A 16,441-nucleotide genomic window follows, 5' to 3' on the forward strand; every position below is an offset into this window, starting at 1 on the left:
TGCATCTTTTATTAGCACTTTATCAATAGTAAAGTGCTGACCCGTAAAACGAACGGGCAATTTCTTTTTTGTCATTAGTAACTTCTTACAGGTGAATACTTGTATTATATTTAATAAACATTTTAGTCCAACCTACGAAAAAGCGTGAACTACAAAGCCACACTCTTACTTGAAGGTCGTAGGAAACCATAGATGCAGATGTAACAATAGTAGCCCACGCTATATGCGTGAGAACCACTATGCTATCCTTGCATCTAATTGAAAATTTCCTACGTTTTCAAGTACAAGATAAGCATAACGCTTCTTCTTAATTCTAATATGTTTTGGAAAGAGTAGCCTCAATCCAATACAAAAGTATGAAAAATCCGTGATATACCATTCTACTATCACGGATTTTTTTGATTTACAGTTTCATACTTCTATTCTGTCTTGGCTTCGGTATTCCGATGGCTTCTCTAAACTCATTCATCTTCTTTCTGAACCAGTTCACGTGAGAAACCCCGTCTATCTTGAAATCGAATTTACCGTTTTCATCCTGTTTGATAGAGCAGACGGAGTGTCGGGTATCAAAACTTCGGTTAAATTCGGAAGAATAGAGTTCGCCTTTTATCCCGACCTCCTTGAACTCGCATAGTCTTCTGATTATTCCGTCATTGAACTTCAATCGGTCACGCAGGAAGTTTATTATAGGCATCAGCTTCTCCACATATGGAAAGTAGCGTCTGACAAAATCCGCAAACTCCGACAGCTTGCGGTGCTGTTGCTCGTAAGCGTTTCTTATCTCCTGTATCTGCTTGGCTTGTTGCCGTTCCCGTTGTCGGGCTTCGTTTTCAAGTTCAAGGATGCGGTCTTGCAAATCCTCGTTCCTGCGCTCCAACGATTTCATCTTTCCACTTCCGAAAAGAGAGCCCACACTGCTTGCAAGGGCGGTTGCCGTATCGGTGGCTGCGTTTTTGAGCTTGTCGGTACGGATTTCCGCTTTCACCTGCTTCAGTTCCTCCTGCGCCTCGGCTTTCTTCTCCTGCAACAGTCTGGTTTCAGTTTCGAGGACTTCATTCTTCTTTTTCAAGTCCCTATAATACTGCATGGTGGTGGTGTGCCGTGCTTCCGAACCCCGTACCCCACGCTGCAATCCGTATTTCGCCATCACCCTTGCGTAATTGTCGTGGTAGGCGACCAAGGTCTGGCGGTTGAACAGGTCATCGGCACACAAGCGGACGGAATTTGTTTTCTTGCGGTACTTGCGCTTACCGTCCGTTTGCTCTTTCTTGGCTTTGCGCCTTTCACCCGTCACGATGGGAACAACGGCTGCGTGGATGTGCGGAGTCTTCTCGTCCATGTGCAGATGTGCGGCAACCACATTGTCTTTGCCGAATGTGGCTTGCAGCCATTGGATGCTGTCGTTGCACCATTCATCGAGTTCTCCTTTTTCCTGTATGTTCATCATGTCCTCGTGCGTACCCGACAAAACCACCCGAACGACACGGACTTGGTCGTGTGTGATTTTCCGTCTGATGCCTGCCGTGTTCAGTCTGTGGGCAATCGCTTCATCCCTGCCGTGAACGCCATCGGGGTATTCGACAAGCACCCTGTTCAGATGTGTCCTTGTCGGGTCTGCGTTTTTAGGTATTATCTTTCTCTCTATATGGTCGGACTGCGTGGTGTCCGATGTACCCTTTGCTTTCTTAATGTCCAATGAAAAATATCCCATTTTATTTCTATTTTGCGGTTATCGTTATGTTTCTTCTCTCTGCCTGTGGCATCGGCTCACAGGGTTTATTATGCAAATGAACCCTTGCTGCACTCGGCATAATCCAAACGAGTTTGGCTTCTGCTCTCGTTTGCACAGGGTTTCCAAAGGGATTTCCCTTTGGCTCGATAGGGCGTTTTTAGCGTTACGGAGTAATGCGTGAAGAAAACGCCCTATTGAGCTATGGTATTTCTGTCTAAATACCTTTCGGAAAGCAGACGAGCACATTACAGATGAAATCCCCCTTTCTTTTTCGGTGGCTGCATCATCCGCCTTGCGGATTGGACTTGCTTCTTCTCCTTTATCGGCTCTGCCGATTGGGACAAGGGCTTACCGCACAGGTAGTCGTTCAAGTCCTTATAATCACGATAGTACATTGACTTGTCAAGCATCCGTTCCCCGAACTTCTCTTTCAGCTTCTTGCAGGTGCTCCGTCCAGCCGTGTCGTTGTCAAGGAAACAGCCGATTTGGGTGTAGGTTTCCAATAAGCTTTCCGCTTTCGCAAGATTGGAAACGGAGTTCAGTATGACATAGTCCTGTGTGTCCAATCGCGGGTGTTGCGGATTGTTTCTTACTCGGATGGTAAGGAATGAGAGGTAATCCATGAACCCCTCGAACAGGTAACACATACATCGTTGTCCGTCCTGCTGTCGGATATGAGTGATGTCTTTCGGGGCGACACATCCCTTGAAGTATCTGTTGCGCACTTCATATCCTCCTGCCATGTTCGGAAAGCCGATGGCAAAATAGGGTTTGTCGGCATTCATAAACCGAAGCTCCCTGCATTCTCTTTTGGCAAGTCCGATGTTTATTCCCCTTTCTTGCAGATAGGCTATAAGAGCAGGGGAGGACAATTCTCCAACCTTTAATCCCTGATAAGTACGATTGTCGGAATGCTGTCTGCCAAAAGAGAACGATGCAGGGCGGATGTATGCTGTCCGCTCCTCTATGCGTCTCAACAGATAGGCTACATCTTCCGAACGGTAGAGTTCCGCTGCCAATGCGAGGATGTTTCCGCCTTTGCCGATGCCGAAGTCATACCATTTTTCAAGCTCGGTGTTTACCTTGAACGATGCGTCCGTTTCTTCCCGTAACGGTGATTTGTACCACAGATTCCTGCCTTGTTGCTTTACAGGCGTATAGCCCAGACTTTGCAGATAGTCCGCCAGTTTGATTTGCTTTACATCTTGGATTGTCATATTACATACGGTTTTGAAGTTGATGAAAATTTGTTGATTTGATGAATTGTCAATGTAATATGTTTATATACAGCCTCGTAACCTCTCAACATCTTCTCAACAAACCGCTCGCCAAAAGAGAAATCCACAAACGGGTGTCGGTGGTCTCTCAACTTCTCTTTTGGCTTGTTGAGATTTTGTTGAGAATGTATATCGTTTATTGTCAGTGTATTTATACCCATATTCAACAATTCAACAGAAAAATGATAGTATTACAGGGATTCGAGTTGCTTCCTTGTGACGGTGTAGAAGCGTCCCACCCTCTTTATCGGCTCATAGTGACAACTTCTGTTGTAATTGCCCTGATAGGTGGTGTAGGTAAGCCCGTTTGGTGCAGGTGTCAGTTTCCAGCACTCCTGCACCACCTTACGCACTTGGTGCTTTTCCGCCTTTACCTGCGAGTGCACCAGCAGTACGACAAGGTCGTTAAGGCAGAATGAAACGCTATCCACATCCATTGCAACCATAATGTCAAGCAGCAGTTCCGACATCTCTATCTCCAGCCGATTGCGGTTGCTACGGATAATCTTCTGCAAGGCTTCTGTATGCAGCAATGTGGGGTTGAACCACATCCGGCTTTCCTTTTCGGTGGACAGTTTTCTGTGTTGCAGGAAATGGAGAAAGGCGGGTATCTCCGCTTTCAGCTTTTGCAGGAAGTCGGTATCATCGGACTGCAAGCGGTCTATCTTGCGCACCCAATAGCGTGTTTCCCCTGCGTCTATGATTACGGGCAGATGCTCGTTGTTGGAACACAGCACGAATTTGGCGAAGAACGCAATCTCATCACGGTCTTTGCCTTTGGCTTCCACCTTATAGGAAAGTGTGGTGCTGAGGTTCTTCAACCGCTCGCTATCCTCCCTGCGGTTGAGCAGCACCTCATCCACCACGATAAGGAGCTTGCCAGCCCAGTCGGAATTGAACTGGCTGCGGAAATCCTCGTTGGTGTTGAAAGTCACATTGTTCTGAAAAAGGGCTTTCAGAAAGTTCAGGAAGGTGCTTTTGCCCGTGTTGCGTTCTTCCGACACCAACAGCAGGATAGGCAACTTCTGAATTGGTTGCAGGTAGAGCAGTTGCAGATAGTCCATCCCCAACTCGTACTGTTCCCCGAAGATGTGCCGTACCAAAGATTGGATATGCGATAAATCGCCCTCCTGCGGTCGGTGGTCTATCGGTTCGTAGAGGTTAAGGAACTTGCCGACCACGGAACGGTAGCCGATGTGTTCGGGTACTGTGCAGAAGCCGTCATACTTGGGAACTCTGCCGATGTAATCCTTGCCGTAATCCTGTCGCAGGGTCTCGTTGTTCCATGCGATGCGTTTCCTTATATACCCTCCGTTCAGTTTGGGCTGCTCCACAATCTTATAGAGCGTTGTCCCCACTCGGATAAACTCTTCCTTTGCCATGCCGCCATCCGATGGCGGTCTGTGGCTGTCCTGTTGTTCGATAGCTGACATAATCAAATGGTTTTAAGTTTGAAAATTACCAGCTGCAAAAATATAATCAATTATCGGATAGGTTGTTATGCAAAACACGGCAGAATGGTGACAAATAGCCCCCGAAACAAAAACTTTCAATGGTTTGGGACAGGAAACGGGTTGTGCAAACGGAAAACTCCCGAAAAGCGAATGTCGGATTACGCTTTTCGGGAGAAAAAATCAGAGCGTCTGTCGTACTGACTTAATGAATTACTGACTTACCGAGTGAATTATGTCAGGCATTCAGCTACGAGAAGTATTCGGATTTGGATATACCGTTGGTATTCAGCGAGAAGAAGATGCTTGTTTTCTCTTTTCGCAGGTACAGTATTTCAAGAACGGCATTGCGTACCCGTTCCGCTCCGAATGTGCCGATATGGAAAGCGAGGGTAACTATCGCTTCAAGGTTGTAAACCTCCATACAGCAATTATCGGATACCCGTATGCTTCGCCTTATCCCGTATTCCCTTAAAACTCCGCTCTTGCAAAGAGCCTTCAGCCCTGCACGGAATGTCGGGGCGGTTACTCCGAACAGGTCGCAAAGTTCCCATTCGCTCATGGCGGTTGCGCTAATGTCGGTCGGCATGATGATGTTGCCGTTACCGTCTGTTGTTATGATGCTTCGTTTCATGGCTATGCTTGGTTATGGGGTTACACTTCCGAACGATGCGTTCAGCTTGTTGCCGAACATCGTCAGGTCATTGTCAAGTTTCTGCGTGGTTATCTTCGCATAGATTTGAGTCGTGACAATGTTCGTGTGTCCCAGAACACGGCTCACGCTTTCAATGGGCATCCCCTTGCTAAGAGCCAGTGTTCCAAACGTATGACGAGCGCAATGGTAGGAGATTTGCTTCTCTATTCCGCATTCCGCCATTACCTTTTTCAGCTGTTTGCACATCGTCCAATAGTTGATTTTCCCGAAAACCAGCTTGTCTTCCGACAGATACTTGTACCGTTCGATTATCTGCAAGGGAATATCCAGCAGCTTCACTTGGAACGGGACATTTGTCTTGTGCCGTTTCGACAATATCCATTTCTCACCGTTCACCTCCACTATTTCGTCCGTTGTGAGTTCTTTCATATCCACGAAAGACAAGGCGGTGAAGCAGGCGAAAATGAACAGGTCTCGCACCAATGCGAGGGTGGGGTTGTCAAACTCGTGCGCCATGATTCTTTTGATTTCGTCCTCTGTCAGATATTCCCGTTCCTTAACATTCGGGCTGATATGGAACTGCGCAAACGGATTTCTCGGTATCAGTCCGTTATAGTGCGCACGCATGACCACGCCTTTCAGCCACATGCAGTTCAGCCAGATGGTGGCGTTTTTCAGTCCCCGTTCAGCCGTAAGATAAGCCGCAAACTCCTTGATGAAGTCGGGCGTAAGTTCCAGCATGGACATGTCCGTCCGTCTGTAGAATGACTTGATAAAGGCTGCGACATAGTTCCTTGCCCTTACCATGACCTTATACGTGCCGATGCTGCGGTCTTTGCCGACACGTTTCAGGAAGTTGGCGCAATCCTTGTCAAAAGCCTTTATCAGTGTCTCATACTCGCTTCCTACCCCTTGGTAGGCATTGCGCACCATTTCAGCCGTTACGTATGCCTCTCGGTCGGATATGCGCTGATAGTGCTTGATGATTTGCGCCTTGATGTTGTCCAATGCCAGATTGACGTTCCGTGCTTCGGCACTCTTGCCTTTGGCTCGGTTGCCTTTCGCATCCCAAAGGGTTTTCGGGATGGTCTGCTTGCAACTGAACTGCGCCACAGTACCGTTGATTGTCACTCGTCCCATGATGGGGACAATACCGTCTTTCTCCTTGCTGCCGTTCACGTAGAACAGCACTTTGAATGTACTTCTTGCCATACTCGTTTTTTTTTGTTTGCAAAGTTAAATATCAACGAGTTAGACCTTGATATGCAAATCGGTGACAAACGGTGCAATAGCATCTCCCATATGTTAAATCTTACTCTTTCACGGGTAATGATTTGCAAACCATTCTTCTTCTTAAATCCGCTTTTCTTTGCGTTTTCCGCTTTTTCGGCTTGTCATCATTTGACACCGTAACAACTCTGATATTAAGTCGTTTAGTGTCATTTCACCCGTTTTTCGAGGTTATTCCAGAGATTTTCCGTAAGTTTGAACAATCATTAAACAGACAATTATCATGAAAATAGAAAAAGCCATTTTTGCCTGCGGATGCTTCTGGGGGGTACAACACCAGATGGAGAGAGCCCAAGGAGTTGTTAGCAGCACAGTAGGATATACGGGAGGAAAAGAACAACACCCAACTTATCAGGAAGTAAAAGCACACTCTACAGGACATGCTGAAGCTGTATTAGTAGAATACGATGCGGAGCAGACCACTTACAAGGAATTATGCAAACTTTTCTTCGAGATACACGACCCGGCACAGACAGACGGACAAGGTCCTGACATAGGTCCGCAGTACCGAAGTGAGATTTTCTACCTGAACGAAGCGCAGAAAGCAGAAGCAGAAGCAATCATTCAGCTGTTAAGAGAAAAAGGCTACGAGGTAAATACCCGCCTTACTCCGGCATCCGAATTCTGGCCGGCTGAAGATTATCACCAGCACTATTATGACAAGACAGGAGGAGAACCTTACTGCCACATCCGAATCAAGAAGTTCTAAACATAAAAGGGAGGCCTGCCATGAAGCAACCTCCCTTTCTATTTTAATAAGATATTTCGTCTTACGCCTTTTTAATATAGTCTACAATCCAGGCACCAACTTCTTTGGTTCCATATTTTGCTCCGCCTTCTACCTGAATTTCCGGAGTGCGTACATTGGCATCCAAAGAAGCGTCTACTGCACGACGGATAAGTGCACCTTCTTCCTTACAATCGAAATATTCAAACAACATGGCTACGGAAAGAATCTGTGCCAACGGATTGGCAATATTCAGTCCCTTTGCCTGTGGCCATGAACCGTGAATCGGTTCAAACACCGGTGTGCTCTCGCCTGTAGAAGCCGAAGGCAACAAGCCCATTGAGCCGCTGATTACTGAACCTTCGTCTGTCAAAATATCGCCGAACGTATTTTCTGTAACCATTACATCGAAGAACTTGGGTTCCTGAATCATCTTCATGGCTGCATTATCCACAAACATGTAGTCAGTTGTCACTTCCGGATACTGAGGAGCCATCTCCTGTGCAATCTGACGCCACAAACGAGAAGAAGCCAATACATTAGCTTTATCTACCACGGTCAGATGTTTACGACGTTTCATCGCATATTCAAAGCCGACTTTCAAGATTCGTTCAATTTCCGGACGAGTATACATGTTTGTATCGTATGCCTTGTCATTATCCTGGTATTTTTCACCGAAATACATACCGCCTGTCAGCTCACGGATACAGAGAAAATCTGCACCGTCTACCAGTTCGGCTTTCAACGGAGATTTGTGTACCAGACACTTGAAGGTCTGTACCGGACGAATATTGGCAAAAAGTCCCAGTTTTTTACGCATAGCCAGCAATCCCTGTTCCGGACGTACCTTTGCGGTCGGGTCATTGTCAAATTTCGGGTCACCTACTGCTGAGAACAGCACGGCATCAGCATCCTTACAAATCTGATAAGTTTCTTCAGGGAACGGATCACCTACTTCATCGATAGCATGTGCTCCACAAAGTGCATATTTATAATCCACCTTGTGACCAAACTTCTCACAAACGGCTGTCATTACATCTACTCCCTGAACGGAGATTTCCGGTCCGATTCCGTCACCGGCTAATACTGCTATTTTAAAATCCATAATTGTATGCTTTTAATTTAAATCTTCTATCATGTTCAACATTTTAATTGTCGCCTTGATGGCTGCCTCTGTCTGGTCGGCATCAAACCCTCTTGTACGGAACTCCTTATCCTCATAATTCCAGGTGATAACGGTCTGCACAAAGGCATCCGTACGTCCGCCGGGAGGAATGGTCACAGCATAGTTCAGCAACATCGGGAACTTTCTTCCTAATGTACCTTTATATATCTTGCGCAACGCACGTACAAAAGCATCGTACTGTCCGTCGCCGCTGGAACTTTCCTGATAGGTCTTCCCGTTAATCTCAATGCTAAGCGTGGCCATCGGCTTCAATCCCTTGGCAAGAGTCACAAAGTAACTAAGCAGTCTTACCTTATTTTGTATGCCATCGTGCTTCAATACATCACTGATGATATACGGCAAATCCTCAGGAGTGACAAGTTCTTTACGGTCACCTAATTCGATGATTCGTTCGGTGACTTTGCGCATGGATTCTTCATCCAGTTCCAGTCCCATACTCTCCAGATTCTTGCGGATGTTGGCTTTCCCGGAATTTTTTCCTAAGGCATATTCACGCACACGACCGAAACGTTCCGGAAGCAGGTCGTTGAAGTAAAGTTTATTCTTATTGTCTCCATCGGCATGTACGCCAGCCACCTGTGTAAACACACTCTCTCCCACAATGGGCTTGTTGGCAGGAATCGTCACACCAGAATATGATTCCACTACCCGACTGACATCATTCAAACGACTTTCATCGATGCGCGTAATGGCATGAAAATGGTCCTTCAAGATAGCCTGCACACTGGCCAGAGGAGCATTTCCGGCCCGTTCTCCCAACCCATTGATGGTGGTATGCAATCCTTTCACCCCACTCAATACAGCTGCCAGCACATTACTTACAGCCAAATCATAGTCATTGTGCGCGTGAAAATCAAAGTGAAGATCTGGATAACGCTTCTTCATTTTACGCATGAATTCGATAACCTGCAAGGGATTGAGAATTCCCAAAGTATCAGGAAGCATAAAACGACGGATACCGATGTCGCGTAAACCATCTACCAAACCAAATACATAGTCCGGTGAATCCTTGATACCATTACTCCAGTCTTCCAGATACAAATTGACTTCAAGTCCTCTTTCGTGCGCATAGTCTACCGTATTCCGTATGTCGGCCAGATGTTCCTCCAAAGTCTTCTTCAACTGATAGCGGCAATGCTTTTCAGAGCCTTTCGAAAGCAAGTTGATGACCTGTCCTCCCGCATCATGAATCCAGTCGACCGACATCTTTCCGTCAACGAATCCCAGGACTTCTACCCGCTGCAGTAAACCTCTGCGTGCAGCCCAGTCACAAATCATTTTTACTGCATTGAATTCACCATCCGACACGCGGGCTGAAGCAACTTCGATTCGGTCTACCTTCAAATCCTCCAGCAACAAACGGGCTATCATCAATTTCTCGTGAGGGACAAACGATACGCCACTGGTTTGTTCCCCGTCGCGTAACGTAGTATCCATTATCTCTATTCTCGGATGATTATTCATAATCACTCTTTTTTACGGTCAGTTGCGTGCCTTTTCAAAAGCCTCTATCTTATCTTTGTTCTCTACCAAGAAGTCAATGTCATCCAGTCCGTTCATCAGACAATGCTTTTTATAGGCATTGATTTCAAATGTTTCAGACTTTCCAGTTGCTTTGTTGGTAATGGTCTGTGCCGGTAAGTTCACCTCTACTTCCGTCTGAGGGTCTGCTTCAATCGAAGCAAACAGATCTTTCAGGAACTCTTCGCTCACCACCACCGGCAAGACAAAGTTGTTCAGTTCATTGTTCTTATGAATATCGGCAAAGAAGCTTGAAACTACCACCCGAAAACCATATCCGGCAATAGCCCACGCAGCGTGTTCACGGCTGGAACCGCTACCGAAGTTCTTTCCGGCCACTAAAATCTGTCCGCTGTATTTAGGATTGTTCAGCACAAAATCCTCGTTCAACGAACCATCCGGACGATAACGCCAGTCGCGAAACAAATTGTCTCCGAAGAATTTTTCATCGCGTGTAGTTGCTTTCAGAAAGCGTGCCGGGATAATCTGGTCAGTATCCACATTTTCCAATGGCAAAGGGATACAAGTACTTGTTATGATATTGAATTTCTGTTTCATGACACTCATTTTTTACATTAACGTTCTTGGATCTGTTATCACACCGGTTACGGCAGCGGCAGCAGCAGTCAACGGACTTGCCAGCAAGGTACGTGAACCCGGTCCCTGGCGTCCTTCAAAATTTCTATTACTTGTAGATACTGAATATTTTCCGGCAGGAATCTTGTCGTCGTTCATAGCCAGACAAGCGGAACATCCCGGCTGACGGATTTCAAATCCAGCTTCCTCCAACACTTTGTCAAGTCCTTCCTGACGAATCTGCTCGTCTACCATCCAAGAACCCGGAACCAGCCATGCAGTGATATTATCGGCTTTCTTTCTTCCCTTCACGATAGAAGCAAACGCACGGAAGTCCTCAATACGTCCGTTAGTACAAGCTCCCAAGAACACATAATCTACTTTTTTGCCCAGCAAACTTTCCCCCGGCTGGAATCCCATGTATTGCATGGATTTTTCGAAAGAACCTTTTTCTACTTCGCTCATGCCTTCCGTGGTAGGAATATTCGATGTAACAGCCATGCCCATACCCGGATTGGTTCCATAAGTAATCATCGGCTGAATATCTGCAGCGTCATAACGTACTTCCTTATCAAATACCGCATCATCGTCGCTCTTCAATGTTTTCCAGTAAGCCAAGGCCTTGTCCCACTCTTCACTTTTGGGAGCATATTCACGTCCTTTAATATATTCAAAAGTCACTTCATCCGGAGCAATCATACCTCCACGAGCTCCCATTTCAATCGACAAGTTGCACAATGTAAGACGGCCTTCCATGGTCAGACTGCGAATGGCTTCACCCGCATATTCCACAAAATATCCGGTTGCACCGCTTGTGGTCATTTTCGACATCATATACAATGCTACGTCCTTTGCCGTAACACCCTTGCCCAGCTTACCGTCAATCGTGATACGCATGGTCTTGGGACGTGCCTGAAGGATACACTGTGAAGCCATTACCATTTCCACCTCACTGGTACCAATACCAAAAGCTACTGCTCCCATCGCTCCATGAGTAGAAGTATGTGAGTCACCACACACAATCGTCATGCCCGGCAGCGTCAGTCCTCGTTCCGGACCTACCACATGGATAATACCGTTTTTCTTGTTCATCATTCCGAAATGCGTCAATCCGAAATCGGCCGCATTCTTAGCCAGCGCATCTACCTGTGCCTTAGATACAGGGTCTTCGATAGGTTTGTCCTGGTCATGAGTCGGTGTATTGTGGTCCGGCATACAATAGATACGTTCCGGACGGAAGCACTTCAATCCACGGGTACGCATTCCGGCAAAAGCCTGCGGACTGGTTACCTCATGACAGTACAGACGGTCAATATACAACTGGGTAGGCCCGTCTTCCACCTTCTGCACGATGTGTGCATCCCATATTTTGTCGAATAATGTATTAGCCATACGTTTCTCGTTTAATTTATTATTTTCTGAATTTATTGATACAATCGATATATGCTTCTACTGATGCGGCAATGATGTCGGTGTTTGCGCCAAAGCCATAATACATCTGGCCGTCGTATTCCACCTGCATGTGTACTTTACCCACATCGTCACTACCCTTGCTGATGGCCTGAATAGTGAACTCTTTCAAAGTCATCTGGCGTTTGATAATCTGTTTCACAGCCTTGATAGCGGCATCCACCGGTCCATTACCTGTAGCAGCTGCTTCAAAGTGCTCTCCGCTGATATTCAGTCCAAGACTGGCTACCGAACGAACACCTACCCCACTTGTCACTTGCAGGTATTCCAGTTTGATATGGTGGTTCACATTACGGTCGGCTCCTGCCAATACCAAGATGTCATCGTCTGTGATATCCTTTTTCTTGTCAGCCAGTTTCAAGAAATCCTCATATACCTTATCCAGTTTTTCCTGAGTCATTTCCACTCCCAGCACATGCAAACGATGCTTCAAGGCAGCACGTCCGCTACGTGCAGTCAGCACAATGGCATTATCATCGATACCCACATCCTTCGGGTCAATGATTTCGTAAGTCTGCACATTTTTCAGCACACCGTCCTGATGGATACCCGAAGAATGCGCAAAGGCATTACGTCCCACGATAGCCTTGTTAGGCTGTACCGGCATGTTCATCAAACTGGACACCATGCGGCTGGTAGGATAGATTTTCTGTGTATTGATATTGGTATCAATCTGAATGTCATGGTGACAACGTAAAATCATGGCCACTTCTTCCAACGAGGTATTTCCGGCACGTTCACCAATACCGTTAATGGTTACTTCCACCTGTCGGGCACCGTTCAACACTCCGCTGATGGTATTGGCTGTAGCCATGCCCAAATCGTTATGACAGTGAGTAGAGATAATTGCTTTGTCTATTCCGTTGACATGCTCCATCAGGTATTTGATTTTTGCACCATATTCATCAGGCAAACAATAGCCTGTGGTATCCGGAATGTTCACTACTGTAGCTCCAGCCTTAATTACTGCTTCTACTACGCGTGCCAGATATTCATTGTCCGTACGTCCGGCATCTTCTGCGTAAAACTCCACGTCATCTACGTAACGTCTTGCATATTTCACGGCAGCTACTGCACGTTCAATAATTTCTTCACGGGTTGAATTAAATTTATATTTGATATGCGAATCAGAAGTACCGATTCCCGTATGAATACGTTTATGCTTGGCATATTGCAGGGCTTCTGCCGCTACATCAATATCTTTCTGCACGGCACGAGTCAGTGCACAGATAGTCGGCCAGGTCACTGCCTTTGAAATTTCAATTACGGAATTAAAATCTCCCGGACTTGAAATCGGAAAACCGGCTTCAATTACATCCACACCTAATGCTTCCAGCTGCTTTGCCACCTGAATCTTTTCCACTGTGTTCAACTGGCATCCCGGTACCTGCTCCCCGTCGCGAAGAGTCGTATCAAAAATAAATAATCTGTCACTCATAATATTATCTTTTTATTTCTTGTTATCTCAAAAAAAAGCCTTTCGCACAAGGAAGTGAGAAAGGCTTGATATAATTTCATTTTTACTATCAGTATGCGCACGACTCACTTCCCACTGGGCTTTCCAGCAGATTAATCAGACCGCATAGCAAAATATGTAAAAACAAGTTGTTCATAATCGTTCGTTTTATCTATTTCCTTTTAGATGCTGCAAAGGTATACAATATTTTGAAATAAGAAAATAAAAAGAAAGTTTTTTCACTATTTAAACAACAAATTCACACAAACAAAAGCAACAGACTATAAATCTATCATTCTGTAAGCAAACGTAGCTCATGCAGACAGGCTTCTACCTCTGTCATGCTTCCCATATGCTTGCCCATATCGTCCGAAAGCTTGACACATTCACGCCATTCCTGACTCTGACTCATCTTGCAGCGTGATAATTTCATCACAATGTTAGATGGCTGATAACCTGTGTCGTTCGTCAAGTTGGTACCGATACCAAAGGAACAGCGGATTTTTCCCTGGCAGTACTGATAAATCTTCAGTGCCTTCTCGAAATCTAATGCATTACTGAAGATAATCGTTTTGGTAGTCGGGTCAATGCCTAACTCCTTGTACCGGGCTATCAACCGCTCTATAAATTCGTATTCATCGCCAGAATCACAACGTACACCGTCAAACAACTTTGCCTGCTTCCGGCTGAAATTGCTGAGGAATGAATCAGAAGTATAGGTATCCGACAAGGCTGTTCCCAAATCACCATCGTACACGTTTACCCAGTTCTCCAATGCCATATAGTTGGCGTGCTTGTAACCAAACTGAGCTCCGTGAAACATAAACCATTCATGAGGATGGGTACCCATAGGGCGCATATCATATTTCATGGCAAGGTGACAGTTGGATGTACCGGTACAATACTGGGCATGCTCTTTCAGATATTCCACCACCAGCTTCTGCACGTCAAAAGAGAAACGCCGTCGTGTACCAAACTCGGAGAAAGGCATCTGGTGTGCATTCGACAGGTTCACCTTATCGGCCAGTTTGTCCAGTATCGTCTGCTTGTCTGGAATGCGATTCAGGAATTGATTTTTTATTTCAGAAACAATGGCCAATAGCGGCACTTCATAAAGAGTCACCTTATACAGATAATCAGTCACTGTCATCTGCAAATGATGCTGGTCGTCCAACCATACTTCTATTTTATTCGGATCAAACCGGAAAGAAGAAAGCCACTCCCAATACACACTGGGCAGAAAGCGACAATGTGTCGTCATGTATTCCTGCTCTTCCGATGTCAGTTTTACCATTTCCAGATTATGGATTTCGTTTTTCAAGGCTTCCAGAAATCCTTCCGTATATTCAGTCTCATCCCTATCTTTAAAAGTAAAGGTTCCAATGGCATAAGGGAATAACTTTATATAAGCGTATGAAGTAGTAAACTTATATAAATCTGTATCCAAAATTGTTTTTATCACCATGATATTTAATTTTTCTTGTGGTAAATATAAACAAGAAAAAGGATTGTCACAACTATTGAAGTATCAGACAATCCTTTTTTCTTATTTTAAATTCAAATTATTTCAGTTTTAAGGCCACAATACAGTCTACAGAAGGTTGCAGATTTTCTGTATGCAATACAATTCCGCCTTGGATTTTCTCCCATTTCACTTTTTCATCGGTACCGAACAAAGTAGAAGAAATGACTTTTTCCGTCACTGGCAAAGTCACAAACTGAGGCATGTGGTCTGCTAATAAATGTACATAAAGCATATTATCCTTACGGGTTGTGGTTCCCCACGAAGCACTCATCACATTTCCAGCAGTAGTGCCATAAATGGTTTCCCCATATTTCGACATCCAGTCTCCTACTCCCTTCAAACGTTCTACAGCCACAGCCGGAAGTTCACCATTAGGCTGAGGGCCGATATTCATCAGCAGATTAGTTCCTTTACCTGCCGCACGTACCAGCAGACGAACTAAATCAGTAACCGACTTATAATTCTGGTCTTTTATTTTGTACCCCCACATGCCATTCATCGTTTCGCAAGTTTCCAACGGAAGAGCACTCACTGACTGCCCAGACAACCCAGCTTTATTCTCACCGGGAAGGTCACGTTCAAACATCTGAAAGTCTTCACCTGGGTAAGGTGTTTTATGATGATTGTTTCCAATCAGACATGCAGGCTGTAATTTGTGAATCAGTTTATACTGTTCCTCTAACTTCCAGTCAAACCCATCGGGCTGGTCCCACATTCCATCAAACCAGATAGCACCAATCGGACCATAGTTAGTCAGCAATTCCGTAAGCTGATGATTCATGAACTGATAATAAGTTGCCCATTCTCCATGTGAGGTACGTCCAGTTCCATGCCCCGTATTTCCCAACGGATAATAATCTTCACGTGTCCAGTCCAGATGCGAATAATATAAATGCAATCTTATTCCCTGCTTGCGGCACTCTTCGGCCAACTCCTTTATCACATCCCGCTTAAAAGGAGTCGCATCCACGATGTCATAGTCTGAATATTTCGTATCAAACATAGAGAATCCATCATGATGGCGGGAAGTAATGCAGATATATTTGGCCCCGGAAGCTTTAATTGCAGCGACCCACTCCTGCGCATTAAAACGTGAAGGATAAAATCCCGATGCAGCTTTCGCATACTCATGGCAATCAATGTTAGCGGTATTCATATACCATTCTCCTTGGCCAAACATGCTATATATTCCCCAATGCAGAAATATACCAAACTTACCATCTTGAAATTCTTTTCGGGCTTGCAGATTCTCTGGAGTTGGTGTATAGTCAGTTCCCTCTGCCTGTGCCGACAATGAAAATATTCCCAATAATCCCCCTAGAAAAACCGTTTTCCAACGGTGTAAGATGCGTGTTCTCATACTTATTCGATAATTAAAAAACAATATAATTAGATTTAATCAGTTGCAAAGATACAATAAAATCTGAGTTACGGATACAAAAAAGCCCCGAAGCGTTTCCGCTTCAGGGCTTCCGTTAAGACGGCGACTACCTACTCTCCCACTTGCGCAGTACCATCGGCGTGACGAAGCTTAACTTCTCTGTTCGGAATGGGAAGAGGTGGAACCTTCGTGCA

The 16,441-nt window shown here is 45.4% G+C and carries 13 protein-coding genes and 1 rRNA gene; 1 reads left to right on the forward strand and 13 read right to left on the reverse strand.

What is annotated here, in order from left to right; genetic code table 11:
- Window positions 1-403: 403 nt before the first annotated feature.
- From mobV to ACZM60_RS12445, 5 genes are all read right to left on the reverse strand, one after another.
- Entirely contained in the window at window positions 404-1,711 is a 1,308-nt protein-coding gene (gene mobV, locus ACZM60_RS12425; protein WP_007855989.1) for a MobV family relaxase, read from the reverse strand.
- A 266-nt stretch (window positions 1,712-1,977) separates the two neighbouring features.
- Window positions 1,978-2,949 carry a toprim domain-containing protein gene (locus ACZM60_RS12430; protein ID WP_489521659.1) on the reverse strand — a complete coding sequence of 324 codons (972 nt, stop codon included), beginning with the start codon at window positions 2,947-2,949 and terminating at the stop codon, window positions 1,978-1,980.
- A 251-nt stretch (window positions 2,950-3,200) separates the two neighbouring features.
- Window positions 3,201-4,442, reverse strand: a complete 1,242-nt coding sequence (locus tag ACZM60_RS12435) for a primase-helicase family protein (protein WP_007855986.1) — start codon at window positions 4,440-4,442, stop codon at window positions 3,201-3,203.
- 268 nt (window positions 4,443-4,710) lie between these two features.
- A complete protein-coding gene (locus tag ACZM60_RS12440; protein ID WP_013617184.1) occupies window positions 4,711-5,094 on the reverse strand; it encodes a hypothetical protein in 384 nt (127 codons plus the stop codon).
- A 12-nt stretch (window positions 5,095-5,106) separates the two neighbouring features.
- A complete protein-coding gene (locus tag ACZM60_RS12445) occupies window positions 5,107-6,327 on the reverse strand; it encodes a site-specific integrase (RefSeq protein WP_007855984.1) in 1,221 nt (406 codons plus the stop codon).
- Between the two features lie 301 nt (window positions 6,328-6,628).
- Between ACZM60_RS12445 and msrA the strand changes: the two genes are divergently transcribed.
- Window positions 6,629-7,114, forward strand: coding sequence for a peptide-methionine (S)-S-oxide reductase MsrA (gene msrA, locus ACZM60_RS12450; protein ID WP_304245859.1), 486 nt, complete (start codon window positions 6,629-6,631; stop codon window positions 7,112-7,114).
- Between the two features lie 61 nt (window positions 7,115-7,175).
- Here the strand turns inward: msrA and leuB are convergent, their stop codons facing one another.
- From leuB to rrf, 8 genes are all read right to left on the reverse strand, one after another.
- Window positions 7,176-8,237: a 3-isopropylmalate dehydrogenase gene (gene leuB, locus ACZM60_RS12455; RefSeq protein ID WP_118027676.1), complete on the reverse strand. Its 1,062-nt coding sequence runs from the start codon at window positions 8,235-8,237 to the stop codon at window positions 7,176-7,178.
- Between the two features lie 12 nt (window positions 8,238-8,249).
- Window positions 8,250-9,782, reverse strand: a complete 1,533-nt coding sequence (locus ACZM60_RS12460; protein ID WP_489521660.1) for an alpha-isopropylmalate synthase regulatory domain-containing protein — start codon at window positions 9,780-9,782, stop codon at window positions 8,250-8,252.
- A gap of 18 nt (window positions 9,783-9,800) precedes the next feature.
- Entirely contained in the window at window positions 9,801-10,397 is a 597-nt protein-coding gene (gene leuD / locus ACZM60_RS12465) for a 3-isopropylmalate dehydratase small subunit (protein WP_489521661.1), read from the reverse strand.
- Between the two features lie 12 nt (window positions 10,398-10,409).
- A complete protein-coding gene (leuC, locus tag ACZM60_RS12470) occupies window positions 10,410-11,807 on the reverse strand; it encodes a 3-isopropylmalate dehydratase large subunit (protein WP_118165801.1) in 1,398 nt (465 codons plus the stop codon).
- A gap of 19 nt (window positions 11,808-11,826) precedes the next feature.
- Window positions 11,827-13,323 carry a 2-isopropylmalate synthase gene (locus tag ACZM60_RS12475; RefSeq protein WP_117670521.1) on the reverse strand — a complete coding sequence of 499 codons (1,497 nt, stop codon included), beginning with the start codon at window positions 13,321-13,323 and terminating at the stop codon, window positions 11,827-11,829.
- A gap of 310 nt (window positions 13,324-13,633) precedes the next feature.
- Window positions 13,634-14,806: a nicotinate phosphoribosyltransferase gene (pncB, locus tag ACZM60_RS12480; protein WP_118165803.1), complete on the reverse strand. Its 1,173-nt coding sequence runs from the start codon at window positions 14,804-14,806 to the stop codon at window positions 13,634-13,636.
- A gap of 97 nt (window positions 14,807-14,903) precedes the next feature.
- Window positions 14,904-16,226: an alpha-L-fucosidase gene (locus ACZM60_RS12485; RefSeq protein ID WP_118165804.1), complete on the reverse strand. Its 1,323-nt coding sequence runs from the start codon at window positions 16,224-16,226 to the stop codon at window positions 14,904-14,906.
- 118 nt (window positions 16,227-16,344) lie between these two features.
- Window positions 16,345-16,441: ribosomal RNA gene (rrf, locus tag ACZM60_RS12490) — 5S ribosomal RNA — on the reverse strand; the annotation flags it as partial.

The organism is Phocaeicola sp., assembly GCF_057861905.1.